The following is an 18,378-nucleotide window of genomic DNA, read 5'->3' as shown; positions in this document are numbered from 1 at the left end:
ATAAAAGTCTAACTTTCGGGGTGGCCGGCTCAATTCTCCCGGGCCGCATCAAAACGGGTGAGCAAGGCGCAACACGCACCGTCACCGACAAGAAAGCACTAGCTTCGCTTCACCCGAAGGTCTTAGCCGGGAGCATTGAGGGGTATTTTCGCATCCTCTTACACTCTCCTTCGTGGAACCCGCAGAACCATGCGGGCCGGGGGTTCGTATGCTGGATGCTCTCCTCAACACCGTCGCCGTTTTCCTGTCGGCGTCCCTGTCCGTTCCGACAATGGTCTACGCCGCCGAATGTACCGCGGCGGTTGCCCTTCCCCGCAGGCCTGCCCCGAGAGCGGGCGACCGCCCTGCCGTGGCCGTGGTCGTGCCTGCCCATAACGAGGAGAGCGAGATATGCCGGACGCTGGCGAGCATCCGGCCGCAACTGCGCGCCGAAGACCGGCTGGTCGTCGTCGCCGACAACTGCGACGACCGCACGGCGGTGCTGGCGCGCGGCGCCGGGGCGCGGGTCATCGAGCGGCAGGACCTGGTGCATCGCGGCAAGGGCTATGCGCTCGCGGCCGGAATTAGCGCCTTGGCCGAAGCGCCGCCGCCGGTGGTCATCCTGATCGATGCCGATTGCCGCGTCGGCCCGGATGCAATCGACATATTGGCACGCGCGGCGCTGGCTTACGGTCGACCCATTCAGGCCCGTTACCTGCTGACGGCCCCTCCCGGGGCTTCGGTCCGGCAGGCGGTCGCAGCCTTCGCCTTCCTCGTCAAGAACCGGGTAAGGCCACTGGGGCTGAAGGCGCTCGGTTTGCCTTGCCAGCTCACCGGGTCGGGCATGGCCTTTCCCTGGGCGGTGCTCGCCAAGGCCCGGCTTGCCAATGCGCATCTGGTCGAAGACATGAAGCTCGGGCTCGATCTGGCCCGCGCAGGCCATGCACCGCGCTTTTGCGACGATGCTCAGATCACCAGCCAGTTTCCGGCGTCGCTGAAGGGAACGCAAACCCAGCGGCAGCGCTGGGAGGCCGGACATCTCGGCATGGGGCGCTTCGCGCTCATGGCCCTGCTGGATGGGACCACCTACCGAAAGCCAAACTATTTCGCCATGCTGCTCGATGTGATCGTGCCGCCGCTATCGCTTCTCGCCCTGCTTCTCGCCGCCGTGCTGCTTGCCACAGCCGGACTGGCGATGATGGGCTTTTCGCTGGCGCCGCTGGCGATCGCCGCCTTCAACCTGGCCCTGCTTCTCGGCGCAACGGCGCTTGCCTGGTCGGCATTCGGCCGCAAGACGCTGCCCGCCCGTTCGCTGCTGTCCATTCCGGCCTATGTCTTCGGGAAAATAGGCCTCTATCCACGTCTCATGCTGGGCCGGGTTCGGGACGGCTGGATCAGGACGGACCGCGCGCGGCACGATGGCCGCTGAGAGGCCGGTTATCGTCCACTCCCCTGTGGAGCGGGCGCCGCGCCTTCTCGACAAGTGCCCGGTGGAACGGGAATAGACCGCACATAGCCGCCGCGCGCGCCCTCAAACACCGGCGCATAGCTCTCTTGACGGTGGTTTCCTTCGGCGCAGCTACCTCGGAAGTAGCAATTTCCTGCAGGCCGTGGGGCGCTTCTTCTCCTTTTGATATTGCGCGGCATCCTGCCATCCACCGAAAGCCTGATCCTGCCCTCCGCCTCCGTAGAGGCTGAGCGCCTCGTGCTTCCCAGCAAGGTAAACGTCGCCCCTTAAGGCGTAGCGCTCGCCGCGTTGTTGGCCCTCCAGAGCCCATGATAATCTTGGCTTCGAGTGTGGGGGTTAATAAATGGTTATGCATATCGACCCTGTAGCAGGGCTTCCCTATTCGTCGCTCCGACAGCTGCGCGCACGGCGCGCGCTGAGCTACGAGGCTATTGCCTACATCGCCGCCGCGGTTGATTTCATATGGCTATTCGGCGCCAGCACGCTCGGTTACTTCACCTACGAATACCTTGCCTTCGGCATCTATGAAGACTGGTCGCTGCATGTCGGGATCGGACTGGTGGTCGCCACCATCTTTGTCCTCGCCATGAGCTGCGCGCAGGCCTATCAGCCCGAAAAGCTGATCGTGCCGGGACAGCAGATCTTCAGCATCTGCGTGCTCTTCACCGGCACGCTGGCTTTCCTGTTCACCGTCCTCTTCTTCCTGAAACTCGGCGCGACTTTTTCGCGCGGCGCCACGCTGTTCGGCGCATCCGGGGCGCTGGCGGGTCTCGTGTGCATCCGCTATCTCTGGCACTACCGCCTGCCGCATGCGATCGCCCACGGCACGTTCCTGATGAAGCAGGTGCTGCTGGTCTGCCGCAGCGATTTTTCCGTCGATGGTCTGGAGAAGAAGGCTGCGGAGAGCGGACTGGCGATCACGCAGATCATTCGTCTTTCAGATGAGGATGCGGCAAACCCTGTTCCCGGCGAGATTCTCCGGAGCGTCGGCTCGGGCGACATCGACGAGATCCTGATCGTCTGGAGCGAGGCCGACAGCACGGCGTTGGAATCCTGCCTGACGGCGCTCCGGCGCTCGAGCCTTCCCGTCAACGTGGTCTTCGACGGCATTCTCGGCGGCATCGTGTGCTACGGCTGTGAGCGTATCGGCGGCATGGCGGCCTTCCAGACGCAGCGCCCGCCGCTGACATTCCTCGAACGCTGCCTGAAGAGGAGCTTCGACATCGCCTTCGCGCTGGTGTCCCTGATCGCCCTTTGCCCGATGCTTCTCATCGTGGCGCTGGCGGTCAAGATCGAGAGCCGCGGGCCGGTCCTGTTCGTCCAGTCCCGTAACGGACACGGCAACCGTCCTTTCCGCATCCTGAAATTCCGCAGCATGACCGTGATGGAAGACGGCAGCGAGGTGCAGCAGGTAACGAGGAACGACAAGCGCGTGACCCGGATCGGCCGGTTCATCCGCTCGACCAGCATCGACGAACTGCCGCAGCTCTGGAACGTGCTGCGCGGCGACATGTCCGTGGTCGGTCCTCGCCCGCATGCCCTTGCCCATGACGATCTCTACAGCAGCCTGATCGAGCAATACGCCTTCCGCCGGCATGTGAAGCCGGGCCTCACCGGCTGGGCCCAGGTGAACGGATGCCGCGGCGAGACGCCGACGGTCGACCGGATGGAGCAGCGCATCAACCATGACCTCTGGTACATCAACAACTGGTCGTTCTGGCTGGACGTGAAGATCATCTGTCGCACGGTCGTCTGCATCCAGGACATCAGCAAGGTCTACTGACACTCCTCCGAAACCCGGCCCTGCGGCCTTCGCAAGATCATCCATGCAGGCTGCCGAATGATGGCGGTTCCCCGATGCTCGACGCAGGCGACGTATTTCATAACCCTATGTTAACCAAACGGCCTATAGAGATAGAGGTACGGCACGTGCCAAAGTCAGCAACTCTACCGGCTAACACGATGTTCCTCGCCTTCCTCGTTGGCATGTTGACTGGCTTCTATTTTGCGCCGATCGCGCTCGTTCCGGTTTCCGCTACATTCCTTGCGATAGCAGCAGGCCTCTGGGCCCTCGCCGACGATCTCGACATGGAAAAGCTCATGCTTTCCGCCCTCTACCTCGTCATCCTGAATGTCAGCTACCTTCTCGGCGCAATGGTGCGGCGCTGGTGGTCCGCCCGTCGGTAAGGCTCCGCCGCGGGTAGGCATCCACCTTTGAGGGAGCCCGGCACGGCCGCCTTACCCTTTTGTGCAGCCCCCCGCCGTCACGGCGTTTTGGTATACATCATTTAATCGAGAACCGAGACGGGGCTACTGGTCTGGGGCAGCGTTCAGCAGGTGCGTCGGCCCCACGCCATCATCCCGATCATCGGTTCCGCAGGGGTCACAAGAGTGGGGTTCATGCAGAACGGGCGGGCGCGCAAATCTGTCATGTTGACCGGCTGCGGCTTCGTCGCCGACCTCTACATGCGCTCGTTCGCAAGTTTTCCGGACATCGTTCCGCTCGGCGCCTATGACCGGCAGCCGGAGCGGTTGGCCGCCTTCTGTCGGCAATGGAACATCCCGCCCTTCGCAACACTCGAAGATGCCTTTGCCGCGGCAGACGAAAAGACCGTTTTCCTCAATCTCACGAACCCCGCCGAGCATTATGCGGTGAACCGCGCCATTCTCGAAGCCGGGTTCGCCTGCTGGTCGGAGAAGCCGCTGGCAATGGCCATGCCGGAGGCAGAAGCGCTCCATGCGCTTGCCGAAAAGAAGCGGCTCATGCTCGCTTCCGCCCCCTGCTCCGTGCTGGGCGAAGCGGCGCAAACCCTCGGCCACGCCCTGCGCCACGATCTCGCCGGCCAGCCGCGCCTCATCTATGCCGAGCTGGACGACGGCTTCATTCCCCAGGCCCCGCTTGAGAAGTGGCACAGCGAAAGCGGCGCGCCCTGGCACTATCAGGATGAATTCAGGACGGGCTGCACGCTGGAACATGCGGGTTACTATCTCAGCTGGCTCATCGCGTTCTTCGGGCCGGTCGAGAGCGTCACGGCCGCTTCGGCTACCACCCAGCCGGACAAGCGGGGCGTGAGCGATTGCGCCCCCGATTTCTCGACGGCGACGCTCTTTTTCAAGGACGGCATCGTCGCGCGGCTGACCTGCTCTATCACGGCGAGCCACGACCACCGGATCAGGGTCTTCACCGACAAGGGCGTGCTGGAACTCGACCGCGCCTGGGACAATTCCGCTCCCCTCCGCTTTCGCCGCCGCTTCGCGCTGCGCCGGCGGCTGGTGGAGAGCCCGTTTCGCTCGCGGCTGCGGCTGAAGGGCCCGACCCATCCCAAAGTCGGGCGTCGCGGCGCGGCCTCGATGAATTTCGCACTCGGGCCCGCCGAGATGCTGGCGGCGCTGCACGAAGGGCGGCCCTGCCGCCTCACCGCCGACTTCGCCCTGCATCTCAACGAGGTCACCCTTGCCATCCAGTCGGCCGGCCAATGGGGCGGGGCGAAGAAGATGCAGACGAGCTGCGCGCCGATGGAGCCGATGCCATGGGCGGTCTGAAGGTCTGCATCACCGGGGCGGCCGGTTTTCTCGGGCAGGCGGCGGTCAGCGAGGCCCGGCGGCGCGGCCATGGCGTGTGCGCCGTCGTTCGCCACATATCCCAGGTTCCACTTGCATGGGCGGCCGATCCGGCGATCAGGGTCGTCGAGGCCGATCTTTCAAAACCCGGAAGGTCCGTGCAGCAGGCTGTCGCGGAAGCCGACAGCCTGCTGCATCTTGCCGCCCGCATGCGGGGAGACGATGCGCAAATGCGCGCGGGCACGCTCGCGCCCACCCGCGCCCTGCTTGCCCTGCAGCCCCGCCGTTTCGTTCTCGCAAGCTCGCTTTCGGTCTACGACGCCACGGCACTGCCGCCGCACGATGCGCTTGACGAAACCTGCAGGACCGAGCGGAGGCCAAACCTGCGCGACGCCTATTGCCGCGCGAAGCTGGCGCAGGAGACCCTTGTCCTGCAATCCGGGACCAATGCCTGGATTTTACGGATCGGCATTCTCTACGGACAGGGCCGGCTCTGGAACGCCCATCTAGGCCTCCGCCTCGGTCGGCTCGTCATCGGCCCTGCCGGCGGACAGTTGCCGCTCTGCCATGTGCGAACGGCGGCCGCCGCGCTGGTCCGGGGTGCCGAACAGGCCCCGCGCGGCATCGAGATCGTCAACGTTCTCGACGATCAGTTACCGGAGCGCGGGGTCTATATCGCCGCGCTGAGGGCGCGCGGCGACGTCAGCCGTCATTTGCCGGTCGGATGGAGCGTGCCCTATTTTCTCGCAGGCCTCGTGCGGGACCGCGGCCCCGGCCTGTTGCGGCGGCCGGTGGTCGCCGCCCGACTGAAGCCCCTCACCTATCCCAACCGGCGCATGCAGGCGCGGCTCGGCCCCCTCTCCACCGCCGACTGGCACGCCGCCATGGAGGAGCCCGCATGACCGCCGTCATCGCCTTCCTGACCGGGGAATATCCCCGCGCCACCGATACCTTCATCCAGCGCGAGGTGGCGGCCCTGCGCCACCACGGCCTCACGATCCGCACCTGTTCCATCCGCCGAACGGGCCCCGAACATCTGGTCGGGCCGGAGCAGAAGGCCGAGGCCGAAGGCACCTTCCATGTGCTGGAAGCCACTTCGCGTCCCCTGACGCTCCTCAAGGCGCATCTTGCCGCCCTGCAGCATCCGCTGCGCTATGTCCAGGGTCTGCGGCTGGCTTGGGAGACAGCGCCCAAGGGCGTGAAAGGCCGCCTCTACAATCTGATCTACTTCGCCGAAGCCGTCGTGCTGGCCGAGTGGATGGCGAAGAACGGCGTCACCCATCTGCACAACCATATCGCCAAATCGAGCTGCACCGTCGCCATGCTGGCGAGCGCGATTTCCTGCATTCCCTACTCCTTCACGCTGCACGGACCGGACATCTTCTTCGAACCCTATCACTGGCGGCTTGACGCGAAGATCGCACGCGCCCGCTTCGTGGCCTGCATTTCCGAATTCTGCCGGTCGCAAGCCATGCTGTTTTCGGCTTCGGAACACTGGGACAAGCTGCATATCGTTCATTGCGGCGTCGATCCCGCGCGCTACGAACGATCAAGGGCTACTTCCGGTCGTGAGCTGCTGTTCGTCGGCCGCCTGGCGGCGGTCAAGGGACTGCCGGTGCTGCTCGAGGCGATGCGCCGGCTCCCGGATCTCGACGGCCTCCGCCTGACGGTGATCGGCGACGGGCCGGACCGCAAGGCACTGGAGGCACAGGCGGCGGGCCTGCCTGTGCGGTTTCTCGGCTACCGCTCGCAGGACGAGGTGGCGGACGCGCTGGCCGAGGCGGATGCCTTCGTGCTCGCCTCCTTCGCCGAAGGGCTGCCGGTCGTGCTCATGGAGGCTCTGGCGGCACGCCTGCCGGTCATCGCCCCGCAGATCGCCGGCATTCCGGAGCTCGTTCAGGAAGGCGTGACCGGCGCCCTGGTGCCGCCGGGCGATGCCGCATCGCTCGCCGCCGCCATCCGGCGCGTTTTCGCCGACGGCGCCGAAGCGCGCCGCATGGGCGAGAACGGGCGCAAGCGCGTGGCGCAGGACTTCAACAGCGTGACCGAGGCGGCAAAGATGATGCGCCTTATCGAGGCGAGCGCCGCCACGACAGAACTTGTGGAACAGCCCGTACCGGACACGAACCGCGCCGAAGACCTGACGCTGGGCGCCGTGGTGATCGGCCGGAACGAAGGGGAGCGGCTGAAGGCCTGCCTCACGTCGCTGGTGCCGCTCTGCCGGCGCGTGGTCTATGTCGACAGCGGCTCCAGCGACGACAGCACCACCTTTGCCCGCGATCTCGGCATCACGGTCGTCGAACTCGATCCGGCAGCCCCGTTTTCCGCCGCAAAGGCGCGCAATGCAGGCTTTCAGGCCCTCCTTGCAGGCGGGCCGATCGATCTCGTGCAGTTCGTCGACGGTGACTGCGTGGTGATGGCGGAATGGCTGAAGGCCGGTGCGGCGGCCCTGGCCGAAAACCCGCAACTGGGCCTCGTCACCGGCTGGCGCTCGGAACGGTATCCGCAGGCGAGCGTCTACAACGCCATGTGCGAGGTCGAGTGGCACCGGCCCGCCGGCGAGATTTCCACCTGCGGGGGCGACATGATGGTGCGGACGCAGGCGTTCACCGCCATCGGCGGTTTCAACCCGGCCGTGATCGCGGCGGAGGACGACGAATTCTGCCTGCGGCTCGGCAAGGCCGGCTGGCGATTGCAACGCCTGCCCGTCTCCATGACGCTGCACGATGCGGCCATGAGCCGGTTCGGCCAGTGGTGGAAGCGCTCGGTGCGCAACGGTCACGGCTTCGCCCAGCTCGGCGACATGCACCCGCCGCATCTCCAGCGGGAAAGGCTGCGTGTCTGGCTCTACGGCCCGATCCTGCCGCTGGTCTTCCTTTTGGGCTATTTCACGACGCCGTGGCTGTCGCTCCTCGCCCTCTCGGCCTATGCACTCTCCTTCACCAAGACGGCCCGCGACCTCAACCGGAAGGGCCTCGGCCGGAGCCTCGCGATCAAGCAGGCGGCTTTCCTGACCTTGTCGAAACTGCCCAATCTCCTGGGAATGCTCACCTACTACCGGCGCAGCTGGGCCGGGCGAGACATGCGCATCATCGAATACAAATAGGAACGCCCATGCCCGCCCGGACAGCAATCAGAGTTGGAATGATCGGCGCAGGATATATCTCGACTTGGCATGCCGATGCCATTCGCGCGACCGCCAGCGCACGCCTTGCCGCCGTCTGCGACCCGGCCGAGGATGCCGCCGGGCAGATGGCCCGTACCTACGGCGTGCCCGCCTTCACGGATCTGGATGCGATGATCGCCTCCGGGGTGTGCGATGCGGTGCATATCCTGACACCGCCGAATCTGCATTGCGACCTCGCCGTGAAGTGCCTCAAGGCCGGGCTGCATGTGCTCGTCGAAAAACCGGTCGCCTTGTCTGCGGGCGAAGTGGAAACCATCGCCGCCGCCGCGCAGGCGGCGGGCCGCAGCTTCGGCGCCAGCCACAATTTCCTCGGCCTTCCCGCCTATGAAAGGCTGCAACGGCTGAAGGAGGCGGGAGAGCTCGGCCTTGTCTCCAGCGCCCAGATCAACTGGTCGCTGCCGCTCGCGCCGCTGCGCTCTGGCCCGCACGGCATCTGGCTCATGCGCGACACGCGCAATCTCCTGCTGGAACTCGGGCCGCACCCCTTCTCCTTCGCCGTCGACCTCTTTGGCTCGCTCGACATCGAACATGTAAGCCTCGGGCAATGGATCACGCTGCCGGGCGGCGAGCGCAGGCCGCAAAGCTGGCGGATCCTGGCGAAAGCCGGCAAGGTCGACGTCACCATCGCGCTGTCCCTCGTGGAGACGGTGGACGACCGGTCGGTCACGGTGCGCGGCTCTTCCGCCATAGCCCGCCTCGACTATGCGGCCGATACCCTTGTCGTCTCGGCCGACAACACCGCCGATCTCGTGGCGAACGCCTTCCTTAAGGAGATCGGCAAGGCCGGATCCCATTTGCGCGAGGCCTTCGTCAACGGTTTGCGCCAGACCGCCTCGCTCAACCGGAAAAGCCCCTACGGACTGAGCTTCCGCAACACGATCGAGGCCTTCTACCAGGGGGTTCAGCGCGGCGTGCCGGACAGGCGCTTTTGCCCGGAGGCGGCCCTGAAGGTCATGCAGGCAATCGATGCCAGCCTTGAAAAGCTGCCCGCCGCGCAGGCACCGGTCCCGGCCTCTCCGCACCGGCCCAACCCGAGCGTCCTCGTCATCGGCGGCACCGGCTTCATCGGCCGCAATCTGACCCGGCGTCTCGTGCAAAGGGGGATCGATGTGCGCGTGCTGTCGCGCGGCAGGCTCGGCCCCTTCGCCGATATCGCCGACCATGTCGAAACCGTTGGCGCCTCGCTGAGGGACGAGGATGCGCTGGTGCGCGCGATGGAGGGCATCACATGCGTCTTCAACCTTGCCAAGTCCATGGACAAGAGCTGGGATGCAGCACTCGAAAACGACGTCGGCATCGCCCTGCGCGTGGCCCGCGCGTGCCGGAGAGCCGGCGTGGCCCGCCTGGTCTATACCGGCACCATCGCGTCCTATGACATGTCCGAACAGCAGCGCCCGATCACCGAGGACACGCCCTTCGGCGACCTGTCTTCGCGCAATCTCTACGCCCGCTCCAAGGCGGAATGCGAGCGGCGGCTCATGGAAATGCGGCACACGGACGGGCTGCCGCTCGTCATCGCCCGCCCGGGCATCGTCGTCGGCGACGGCGGGCCGTTGCAGCACTGGGGCATCGGCCGCTGGCATGGCCCCGGTGCCGTGAAGCTTTGGGGGAACGGCACCAACATCCTGCCCTTCGTACTGGCCGACGACGTCTCAGATGGTCTGATCGCCATGATGGAACGGCCGGAAGCCATCAACGAGAGCTTCAACCTGACCGGCGAGCCGCTCTTCACCGGCCGCGATTATTTCGCGGCCATCCATCGCCGCGCGGGTGCGAAGCTCAACGTCAAAGAGTCCAGCCTTACCGCCCTCTGGCTGGCGGATGGCGGCAAGTATCTGCTCAAGCGATATGGATTGCGGCGCAAGGATGCCGTGCGCCCCTCGCTCGCCGACTGGAAATCGCGCGGGCACCTCTCGCCGTTTAACAATGAAAAGCCCAAGCGCCTGCTCGGCTGGCGGCCAGAGGCCGATAGGGAGGCCTTCCTGCGCCGCGCCATCGACGAGGCGCATCTTTTCTGGTGAAGGGTCAGGGCGCTTTCGGCAGGCCGAGATGGCGCAGGAAATCGCTGAGGAGATAGGGAGGATCGGTGACGGGTCTGCGCTGGATCCATTGCCGCACCTGCCACAGGAACTGCCCCCCGATCCAGGCCAGGTCCGCACCCGCCGCATAAAGGCGGCCGTGATGCTTGGCGTAATAGCGGCGGCGGGATTCGAACCAGTAGGGCGGACGACGCGGCCGCTTTCCGTGACGGAGGGTCACGCCGGTCGACTGCCCGACGAGATGCACCACGCGGCTCTGCGGCACATGCCAGCATTCCCATCCGCGCTGCGCGGCACGCCGGCAGAAATCCAGTTCCTCATAGTAGAGGAAGAAATCCTCGTCCATGACGCCGATCTCGTCGATCACCTGCATGCGCACGATCATGCTGGCGCCAGACACCCAGTCGACGGCGATGGGTTCCTTGCTGAACTCCCGCACGACGCGCCAGCGCTGGAAAAGCCGGGTCATGGGGCCGAAACGGATCTGGCTCTCGAATTCATTTATCGGCGAGGGAAACCGGAAAGCGCATGCCTGCTGCGTTTCGTCGGGATCCTCCAGCCGGCTCCCGGCGATGCCAGCCCGCGGTGAAGCGTCCATGAATGCGACGAGCGGCGCCAGTCCGCCGGCGCGCGGCACCGTGTCGGGATTGAGAAACAACACGTAATCCGGCCGGCCGAACCGGGCGATGGCATGTTCCAGGCCGCGGTTGTTGCCATAGGCGAAACCGCCATTGACGGAAAGCGGCAGGAAGCCGACCCGATCCGACCAGCCGTTCCGCTGGATGGCGGTCGCGATGATCTCGCAGGAATCGTCCCCCGAGGCACCATCGACGACAACGACCCCCGTATTGTCAGGAACGGTTCCGGATACGGCGAGCGCGGCGAGACAGTCCACCACCATGGACGCAGTCCGGTAGTTGACGATGACGACAGCCAGTTTCGGAGAGGAATTCATGAGACCTCCGCAAGTTGGGTCGATGCCCTAGCGAACCACTTGTGGCGCTCAAAGCCCATGTTTGCCGCTCTTGTTCAGCACGAACTGGATGTTCTTCCTGGCCCCGAGCAGTGTTTCGCAGACTTCGATATCGGAAAGTTTCGAACCGCCCGTCGCCAGCACCATGACGATGGAATCGGCCTCCAGAACGAGGGGAACCGTTTCATCCGTCTCCAGCACCGGCGCGACGTCGAAAATGATCATCGTCGGCTTCAGAAATTGCTTGGCATGCTCGATCTGCGTCTTGAAGCGCTGCAGGGCAGCAGCCGCGGACAAGCGTCCGTCTCCCCAGCAGGGAAGCAGGAAATGCGTTCGCATATTGCCGAATTCCAGCGTGGTCAGCATGCCCGTCATTGCCTCGTCGTCGGCCAGCCTGGTGATCGGAGAAGGCAATCCCAGCAGGCGGCCCAGCGCCGGGTCGCGCATGTTGGCGTCCACGAGAAGCACGTTGGCATCGGGAATACGGGCAAAACTCAGTGCGAGATTGAAGGCGGAAACCGTCGTGCCGCAGCCGGCCGTGGGCGATGTGACGGCGATCGTGTATGGCGGCTGCCCCTCGGCATTGTCCCGCAGCAGATTACGCAGCATGTCGTAATAGCGCGTCATCCGGTGGCTGTTGTCGAAGGCAATCACCCGCTGGGATTTCAGGAAGGTCACGGACGGCCGCGTGATCTCGGGCGCGCCGCGCCCCACGGGCGAACCGTCCGTTGCGACGAGAGCCCCGAAACCTTCGGTATTGGTTGCCCCGAGCCGGGCAAAGTCGGTCTCCGCCGACAGCGATTCCAGTCTGGGCCGAAGCAAGATTTTTGTCGTCGTGTCCATAAATCCGCACTCCCGGATCAAGCGGAATAACGCATTGAACGCTCATATGCCTCGCGGTGCGCGCTTGCCGCCGAACCAAGACCGAAACAGGCCCGGTCGCTTGGGATCCCATTCCGGTATCAGCACGAGAGCCCGCCCCTGGAGCAACTCTTCAAGATCGAACGCGCCGCGCACCGTTTTGCGCATGGCGTCCGCGAGATAGAGGCCGGCAAGGCCCGCAAGGCCCGCCAATCCCAAAACGACGATGGCCACCACCCGCCAGGAATTGGTCGAATAGACCGGCACGTAGGGCGCCTCGATCAGTTCGATGGGTGAAGCCGTCTCGCTTTGCTCCAGCCGTTCACCGAGGCGGGCCGTTTCATACCTGTTGGTCATGTCCTGCAGGCTGCGCGACAGGCTTTCCTTCTCGGCGCGGATCGTGTCGAACTGGGCCCCGACTTCCGGCGCGCGCGCGACGGATGCATTGAGTTCGGCGATGCGCGCGACCAGGCGCTGGCGCTGTTCGTTCAACGCATCCTGTCGGATGCCGGTGTTGCTGACCCGCTCGGCGATCAGTGCCAGCGCCTCCGGCAGATCCGATACCTGCGCGTTCGTGGGCAGAACCGGCTCCTCGCCCGGCTTTTCCCGGCCGACCTGGATTTCCAGCTCCATTGCCTTCTGCTTCAGAGCGACCAGTTCGGGGTGGGTCGGCGAGTAGGTCAGCGATTTCTGCGCGATTTCCTCCTGCACGGCGACAAGCTGCGTGCGCGCGCGGGACGGCAGGCTGGATTGCTCTATGCCCAGCCGCAACTGTCCCTCCAGAAGGCTGCGCTCCGCATTGAGCGCGGAGATCGATTGCTCCAGCGTGGTCAGTTCCTGGCCCTTGGCCTGCAACTCGACCAGCACGGCGGAAATCCTGTTCGGCAAGGCGTCCTGATTGGCCGTCAGGTAGCGCGTCCACTCGGCCTCCCGCGCCGCCATACGGGCGCTGAGCTTCTTCACCTCCTGTCCGAGGAATTCCACGGCCTCGGCAGCACGCGCCACGCGGGCACGCCTGTGCTCGTCGATGATGCGATCCGTCAGGTCTTTCGCCACATTCGCCGCGACCTGCGGATCATTGTAGTTGAAGCCGATGCGGATCGAGGCGCTGCCGCCATATTGCGCCGTCGCTTCCGCGACCATCGTGTTGAGGACGAGGTGGTCGCGCACGAGTTCGGCCACCTTGACCTTCGGAAGCGTCGCCCGTGCCTCGGGAAAGAGATTGAACTTGATCGCAAGGGAAAGCAGGCTCTCGCGCGTCAGCAGGCGCTGCTCGATGAGTTGCAGCCGCTCATTCGCCACCGTGGGGTTGACGAGCGTGGTCGGCATCTGCTGGAATTCCATGCTCAGCAGACCTTCGGAATAATAGTTCCGCGACATATTGGACATGAAGAATGCGCCCGCAGCGAGAACGACCGCGACCGGCAATATGAAATACAGAGGCCGTTTGATAGCCACTTCGATATAGTAGTAGATGTTGCGGACTATCTCGTTCATGCAAGCCTCGCCTGATCCCGTAGTCTGAAAAGCGAAAATCGTTCTACTGTGTCTTCGACGTATCGACCGGTTCTGCGCTTGCGGTTCCCAACGTCCCGTCCGATTGCGCCCCGACCTGCTGACTGGCTTCGCCGACGCTCATGTAATGCACCCGCACAAGGTCGCCGGCTTCGACCAGGGTTGTCTCTGCGGCCGGGAACTCCGTTGTCTTCCCGTCGATCGAGCGAATGATGCTATAGGCGAGCTCCTGCGTTACGCCTTGCGAACCCGAGCCCGACCCCGCGCTCTCGCCATAGATTCCCAGGATGCCTTCGTTGTTGATGATGCCGGCGCGCGTTTCCTCCATCAGGCGGCGCGCCTCCTGAATTTCGACAAGCAGCTGCGTCTGCCGCTCTTCCATCCGTGTCTTGAAAAGTGCTTCCTCGGCGGCGATCGTACGGTCGGCGGTCGCCATTTCCGCTTTCAGCTGGCTGAGCCGGCCTTCCAGTTCGGCGACCTCGCTTTCCCGCTCAATCAGCCGGGAAGCCTCCATTCCACCTTTTGCGATCAGTTTCGCGGTGGTGTCGTAGCGCTGCTTGGCCAGGCTAATCCGCCGCTCGACCGCTTCGATCTGCTCGCGCAGCGCGGCATTGCCTTCACCGCCCAATCGCCCTGCAAGCTGGCGGGCATCCTCCTGCGTAGCCAGGGCCTGGCGGCGGGCATCCATCAGCATCTGCTCCTGCATCAGCAACGGATCGCTGCTTCCCGACTGGCTGATAATGGAGGTCTCCCCTCTGATCTCGGCCTCCAGCCGCATGATCCGGGCGCCAAGCATCCGCTCCTGCTCGCGGGCCACCTCGATCGCGCGACGGACGGTCACCACCCGGTCCTGATCCGTTGCCGACACGACAGCGCGATAACGCCCGCCGGCGACGCTGATCGTGTGCAGCACCGTCATGCCCGCGCGATAGGGATAGGAGCCGGGGGTCATGACGTCTCCCACGACATAGATCGTCTGGAGATGCTGCGGATTGGGTTGCAGCATGATCGTCAGGTTCACCGAATTCTTGAAATAGACGCGCAGCCTATCGGAAAGGGCGACTTCCAGTTCTTCCAGGGAAAGCCCTTCCCCCTTCAGGTGGCCCGCCAGAGGGAAAGACAGCCAGCCATCCGGGCCGACGACGACCTGCCGGCGAAGGCCTTCCTGCTCGGATACCCAGATTGCGATCGTGTCGCCGGGTTGCAGACGATAGGCACTCTGGCCGCTCGCACTCGCCGTCATCAGACAGAGAAGCATTCCCGCCAAACCTAGCATCCAACGCATAGCACACCCCGGATCAGCCATCTTTCCCGCTCTAGAGCCTGGATAGGCACATCTAGATCGTATGTCCGTCTGCCGTCCCTGAAAACAAAGCCCAATGGCGTAGGTTCAGGTCCTCAGGAAGCGGTACCGCGCGGCCGCGCGGTGAATAGGCATCATCCTTTCGAACAGCATTCGCATGCCGGCAATCCGCCATCACCGCAGGAAGGAACGTGCCGCCTCCCATTTCACATGGGAGCCACCTTCATATTCCAGAAGTCCCCAGCTTCCCCATTTGCTCGGTTCGGACATGGAGGAGAACAGGGCATATACGCCGCCGCCGGCATTCCACCAGTTCTCGAGATGGGCGGCGTAGAGCACGCCCATGCGAGGATCGCGATTGGCCGCGATGAAGAGCGCAGTCAGCCTTTCATCCTCTTCCGCGCCGCCGAACCCGGCCAGATGCTGTCCACCCTCATAGGCGACCAGTTCGACACCGAATTGCCGCGCAATGCCGGCCTGGGCGTGGATCAGGCGTTTGTTTTCTCCCGCCACCTCCTGGGTGAGCGCGTCGAACAGCGTATCGAGCGACCATGCGCCGACCTCCCGGACCCGCTCTGGCGCGCCCAGTCCTGCCCCGAAATAGGGCGCGATCGCCAGAACGTCGGCATGGTCTTTCACGCCCTCGAAGGACAGGATCGTCGTGCTCGTCCACTCGTTGGCGGAATGCGCCGCGTAGACACCGATCACACGGTCGCGGGCCGCGCCGAAGACATCCTCCCAGATGGAAAGAATTTGCGTCGTCCGCCGCGCGTAGAACCTCAGTTGCGCCTCGTATGCATGGGGCGACAGCCCGAGCTTCAGGCCCTGCTCGGCGGCATAAGCGGCCTGCGGGAACATCGAATTCCACAGCTCGTTCGAATATTCGACATAGACCGAAAGGTTAGGGTCGAGCTTGTCGCGAACCAGTTCGGCGAAACCACGGATATAGCCGTCATCCGCCAGATGGGGCATGTTGAACCAAGGGCGGGCCTGCTGGAGATTGCACAGCTCCACCATGTCCTCGACGGGAACGCCAAGTTCGTCCACGTGCCCGAAAACCCCGCGCATCGGACGTTCTCGCCAATCGCGCTGCTTGGATTTGTTGGTATTCATCCAGTCCATGAAGCGCAGGGCCGTCATGCCGGTGAGGCGATCGAGAAAGACATCTCGAAAAGTCGAAGCCGGCTTGCCTTCCCCTTCCTGTACGCGCAGGTCACGCAGCGGATCGTTTTCGTCCGTAGCGACCAATTGCGCAGTGAAGGCTGCTTCGTTGTGAATGTTTCTCACCCGGTCGATGCCGGGCCGACGCGCTTCCAGCCGCGCGCCGCCGAGATATTCGAGCTTGCCCTTGCCGTCATACAGGACGAACAGCTCGTCCGGCAGGTGCTCCCGGCGGTTCCAGACGAGGAAGCTCTCCAGAACGGCATTGGCCGGGATGACCTTGGGATACCGTTTCACCGTCATCGGCGGCAATTCGGCGTCCCAGGTAAAGGGTGCTCCCTTTACCTGAACGCGCCACCGGGAAGCGCCATAGGCGAGATTGGAGAACGGGCGCTCGCTCGCCCAGTAGGACAGGCCGGCAAGATTGAGCCCAAGCGGTCGCGTTCCGGTAGCGGCCGGCGCGGCCGCAGCCTTGCTCACCGGGAGAAACGGCAGAAGGCCGGCCACACCCAGTTGCGTCAGAAAGGTTCGCCGGTCCATCGTCGATTCTCCTTCGCCATGAACCACCGCCGGCGCGTTGGGATCTCAACGCCAGCCCGCCGCTCCCTGATTAAGAAGCCACGCCTCCGTCAAGGCAAGCACCGCGGCTGCCCATCGGCTTATCCATGGGGACGATCCGCCCTACTTCATTTGGTCAAGGTGCTGGCGGGAGCCCGCTTGCGATAGGATCGCGGACGGTAGCCTTGTGAGCGGGAGCCTTCCCGAACGCTTCAGGGGACAAAGGTCTCATGCCGGACTACTTGAAAGCGCTGATCTACATCCTGATCATTTCCACGCCGGTCTTCATGCTGGCGAGGAAAGTGGCCGTCCCGTTCGTACCGCTTTCCGAATTCCGCCTGTGGCGCAACTGCTGGTACGCCGCGACCTGTGCGGTCTTTCTCGCCAGCAATTTCCTGCTCTTCGCCCTTGGCATGCTTGTGCTCAGCGTGGTCATTCTGAAGCGTTCCGCCAATCCGCTGCATCTCTACATCGTCCTGCTGTTCGTGACGCCCTGCATTACGGTAGCCGCAGGGATTCCCGGTCTCTTCGGCAAGATCCTCGACGTCAATCCGCCTCGCCTTCTCGCACTGTTCATCCTTTTGCCCGTCGCCGTCGAACTATGGCAGGACAAGAGGAACCGGATTCTAGCCCCCGCCGACATGCCGGTGGGCGCGTTCGTCGCGCTCATTTCGCTCCTCGCCATACGCGACCCGCTTCCGACCTCCATCATGCGCATCGTGATCGGCTATCTTCTCGACATCGCGCTGCCCTATTTCGTGTTCAGCCGCGGCCTGCGCAACGCGCAGGACATCAACAGGGCGTTGTTGGCCTTCGCCGTCGCGACGATGCCCTTCGCGGCCATCGGCGCATTCGAGGTCTTGAGAAGCTGGCGCCTCTACAATATCGCTGCGGAAAACTGGGGCAGCTTCCTTACCGTGCCCTACCTTTTCCGCGACGGCATGCTTCGCGCCGCCGTGACCGCCATCGAGCCGATCGCCTTCGGCTTCGTCTGCATGGCCGGCGCCGGGTGCCTGCTTGCCGTGCGGGCCAACGCCGTTTCCACCTTCTGGCGCCTCGGTGCATTGGGCGTGCTGGTCGGGGGATTGCTGGCAAGCATTTCGCGCGGTCCCTGGCTCGGCTTCACCGTCTGCTGCCTGGTCATGGCGCTCGCCAAACCGAAATTCAGCCTCAAGATCATGATTGCCGCCGCGCTGCCGGCGTTGGCGCTGGTCTTCGTCCTCGGACGCGGCATCGACCGCTTCCTCAATCTCCTGCCGTTCATCGGCAATGCCGATCCGGGAACCGTCAGCTACCGATCGGAGCTTTTCGAAAATGCCCTGATCGTCATCGAGCGCTCTCCCCTGTTCGGCTCGATCACCTTCCTCAACGAGCCAGAAATGCAGCGGATGATCCAGGGGCAGGGCATCATCGACATCGTGAACAGCTACCTGCAGGTCGCGCTGGAATTCGGTCTTGCCGGCCTTGTCCTTTTCACCGGATACTTCGCCTACATTGCCGTGAAGCTTGCCGTGGCGTTCCGGGCCGGGGAAACGACCGACATCAACCACGCCGCCCTTCTCGGCATCCTCGTCGGCATGCTGTTCACGATCTCCACAACCAGCAGCGTCACCTTCATACCCTATGTGTACTGGGCCTTTTCCGGCCTTTGCGTCGCCGCTCTCAAGGTCGCGCCAGAGCACGCGGCGAGCGCTTCCAAGGATGCCTCGCGCATGGTGTCGACGCCGCCTTCCCGCATTCTCGGCAAATACCGGACGTGACCCGCCTCGCGGC

13 protein-coding genes and 1 pseudogene are annotated in these 18,378 nt (G+C 64.2%); 9 read left to right on the top strand and 5 right to left on the bottom strand.

Annotated features, from left to right (window positions below; all coding sequences use genetic code 11):
* Positions 1–208 precede the first annotated feature (208 nt).
* From Q9316_RS22375 to Q9316_RS22340, 8 genes and pseudogenes are all read left to right on the top strand, one after another.
* Positions 209–1,408, top strand: coding sequence for a glycosyltransferase family 2 protein (locus Q9316_RS22375; protein WP_306035518.1), 1,200 nt, complete (start codon positions 209–211; stop codon positions 1,406–1,408).
* Positions 1,409–1,790: 382 nt separating this feature from the next.
* Positions 1,791–3,230, top strand: a complete 1,440-nt coding sequence (locus Q9316_RS22370; RefSeq protein ID WP_306035517.1) for an exopolysaccharide biosynthesis polyprenyl glycosylphosphotransferase — start codon at positions 1,791–1,793, stop codon at positions 3,228–3,230.
* A 179-nt stretch (positions 3,231–3,409) separates the two neighbouring features.
* Complete coding sequence (locus Q9316_RS22365; protein ID WP_306035516.1) at positions 3,410–3,634, top strand: hypothetical protein; 225 nt, start codon at positions 3,410–3,412, stop codon at positions 3,632–3,634.
* 243 nt (positions 3,635–3,877) lie between these two features.
* The gene (locus tag Q9316_RS22360; protein ID WP_306035515.1) at positions 3,878–4,990 is read left to right on the top strand and encodes a Gfo/Idh/MocA family protein; all 1,113 of its coding nucleotides are present in this window, start codon (positions 3,878–3,880) and stop codon (positions 4,988–4,990) included.
* Complete coding sequence (locus Q9316_RS22355) at positions 4,978–5,910, top strand: NAD-dependent epimerase/dehydratase family protein (protein WP_306035514.1); 933 nt, start codon at positions 4,978–4,980, stop codon at positions 5,908–5,910. Before Q9316_RS22360 ends, Q9316_RS22355 begins: the two co-directional genes overlap by 13 nt.
* A pseudogene (locus Q9316_RS25835) lies at positions 5,907–7,094 on the top strand (glycosyltransferase family 4 protein); the annotation flags it as partial. The gene Q9316_RS22355 and the pseudogene Q9316_RS25835, both read left to right, overlap by 4 nt.
* Positions 7,068–8,114, top strand: coding sequence for a glycosyltransferase (locus tag Q9316_RS25830; protein WP_443096513.1), 1,047 nt, complete (start codon positions 7,068–7,070; stop codon positions 8,112–8,114). The pseudogene Q9316_RS25835 and the gene Q9316_RS25830, both read left to right, overlap by 27 nt.
* 38 nt (positions 8,115–8,152) lie before the next feature.
* Positions 8,153–10,216 (top strand): NAD-dependent epimerase/dehydratase family protein, encoded by a 2,064-nt coding sequence (locus Q9316_RS22340; RefSeq protein ID WP_306035513.1) that lies wholly within the window; start codon positions 8,153–8,155, stop codon positions 10,214–10,216.
* 4 nt (positions 10,217–10,220) lie between these two features.
* On the opposite strand, the gene Q9316_RS22335 is transcribed toward Q9316_RS22340, so the two are convergent.
* The 5 genes from Q9316_RS22335 to Q9316_RS22315 form a co-directional block, all read right to left on the bottom strand.
* Positions 10,221–11,189 (bottom strand): glycosyltransferase family 2 protein, encoded by a 969-nt coding sequence (locus Q9316_RS22335; RefSeq protein WP_306035512.1) that lies wholly within the window; start codon positions 11,187–11,189, stop codon positions 10,221–10,223.
* Between the two features lie 48 nt (positions 11,190–11,237).
* The gene (locus Q9316_RS22330; RefSeq protein WP_306035511.1) at positions 11,238–12,029 is read right to left on the bottom strand and encodes a hypothetical protein; all 792 of its coding nucleotides are present in this window, start codon (positions 12,027–12,029) and stop codon (positions 11,238–11,240) included.
* Between the two features lie 63 nt (positions 12,030–12,092).
* Positions 12,093–13,565, bottom strand: coding sequence for a hypothetical protein (locus tag Q9316_RS22325; protein WP_306035510.1), 1,473 nt, complete (start codon positions 13,563–13,565; stop codon positions 12,093–12,095).
* A 43-nt stretch (positions 13,566–13,608) separates the two neighbouring features.
* The gene (locus Q9316_RS22320; protein WP_306035509.1) at positions 13,609–14,826 is read right to left on the bottom strand and encodes a polysaccharide biosynthesis/export family protein; all 1,218 of its coding nucleotides are present in this window, start codon (positions 14,824–14,826) and stop codon (positions 13,609–13,611) included.
* Positions 14,827–15,060: 234 nt separating this feature from the next.
* Positions 15,061–16,587: a hypothetical protein gene (locus Q9316_RS22315; protein ID WP_306035508.1), complete on the bottom strand. Its 1,527-nt coding sequence runs from the start codon at positions 16,585–16,587 to the stop codon at positions 15,061–15,063.
* A 248-nt stretch (positions 16,588–16,835) separates the two neighbouring features.
* Between Q9316_RS22315 and Q9316_RS22310 the strand changes: the two genes are divergently transcribed.
* Positions 16,836–18,365 (top strand): O-antigen ligase family protein, encoded by a 1,530-nt coding sequence (locus Q9316_RS22310; protein WP_306035507.1) that lies wholly within the window; start codon positions 16,836–16,838, stop codon positions 18,363–18,365.
* The last annotated feature ends 13 nt before the right edge of the window (positions 18,366–18,378 follow it).

Origin of the sequence: Shinella zoogloeoides (assembly GCF_030733845.1) — a bacterium.
Taxonomy (GTDB): Bacteria; Pseudomonadota; Alphaproteobacteria; order Rhizobiales; family Rhizobiaceae; genus Shinella; species Shinella zoogloeoides_C.
Note: the sequence above shows the minus strand (reverse complement) of the source record. Positions and strands in the feature narration are given on the sequence as shown.

What these genes read in the sequence shown, in the direction of transcription:
- Q9316_RS22375 (WP_306035518.1), top strand. Translation starts at nt 209, where the DNA reads ATGCTGGATGCTCTCCTCAACACCGTCGCCGTTTTCCTGTCGGCGTCC.
- Q9316_RS22370 (WP_306035517.1), top strand. Translation starts at nt 1,791, where the DNA reads ATGGTTATGCATATCGACCCTGTAGCAGGGCTTCCCTATTCGTCGCTC.
- Q9316_RS22365 (WP_306035516.1), top strand. Translation starts at nt 3,410, where the DNA reads ATGTTCCTCGCCTTCCTCGTTGGCATGTTGACTGGCTTCTATTTTGCG.
- Q9316_RS22360 (WP_306035515.1), top strand. Translation starts at nt 3,878, where the DNA reads ATGTTGACCGGCTGCGGCTTCGTCGCCGACCTCTACATGCGCTCGTTC.
- Q9316_RS22355 (WP_306035514.1), top strand. Translation starts at nt 4,978, where the DNA reads ATGGGCGGTCTGAAGGTCTGCATCACCGGGGCGGCCGGTTTTCTCGGG.
- Q9316_RS25830 (WP_443096513.1), top strand. Translation starts at nt 7,068, where the DNA reads ATGATGCGCCTTATCGAGGCGAGCGCCGCCACGACAGAACTTGTGGAA.
- Q9316_RS22340 (WP_306035513.1), top strand. Translation starts at nt 8,153, where the DNA reads ATGATCGGCGCAGGATATATCTCGACTTGGCATGCCGATGCCATTCGC.
- Q9316_RS22335 (WP_306035512.1), bottom strand. Translation starts at nt 11,189, where the DNA reads ATGAATTCCTCTCCGAAACTGGCTGTCGTCATCGTCAACTACCGGACT.
- Q9316_RS22325 (WP_306035510.1), bottom strand. Translation starts at nt 13,565, where the DNA reads ATGAACGAGATAGTCCGCAACATCTACTACTATATCGAAGTGGCTATC.
- Q9316_RS22320 (WP_306035509.1), bottom strand. Translation starts at nt 14,826, where the DNA reads ATGACGGCGAGTGCGAGCGGCCAGAGTGCCTATCGTCTGCAACCCGGC.
- Q9316_RS22315 (WP_306035508.1), bottom strand. Translation starts at nt 16,587, where the DNA reads ATGGACCGGCGAACCTTTCTGACGCAACTGGGTGTGGCCGGCCTTCTG.
- Q9316_RS22310 (WP_306035507.1), top strand. Translation starts at nt 16,836, where the DNA reads ATGCCGGACTACTTGAAAGCGCTGATCTACATCCTGATCATTTCCACG.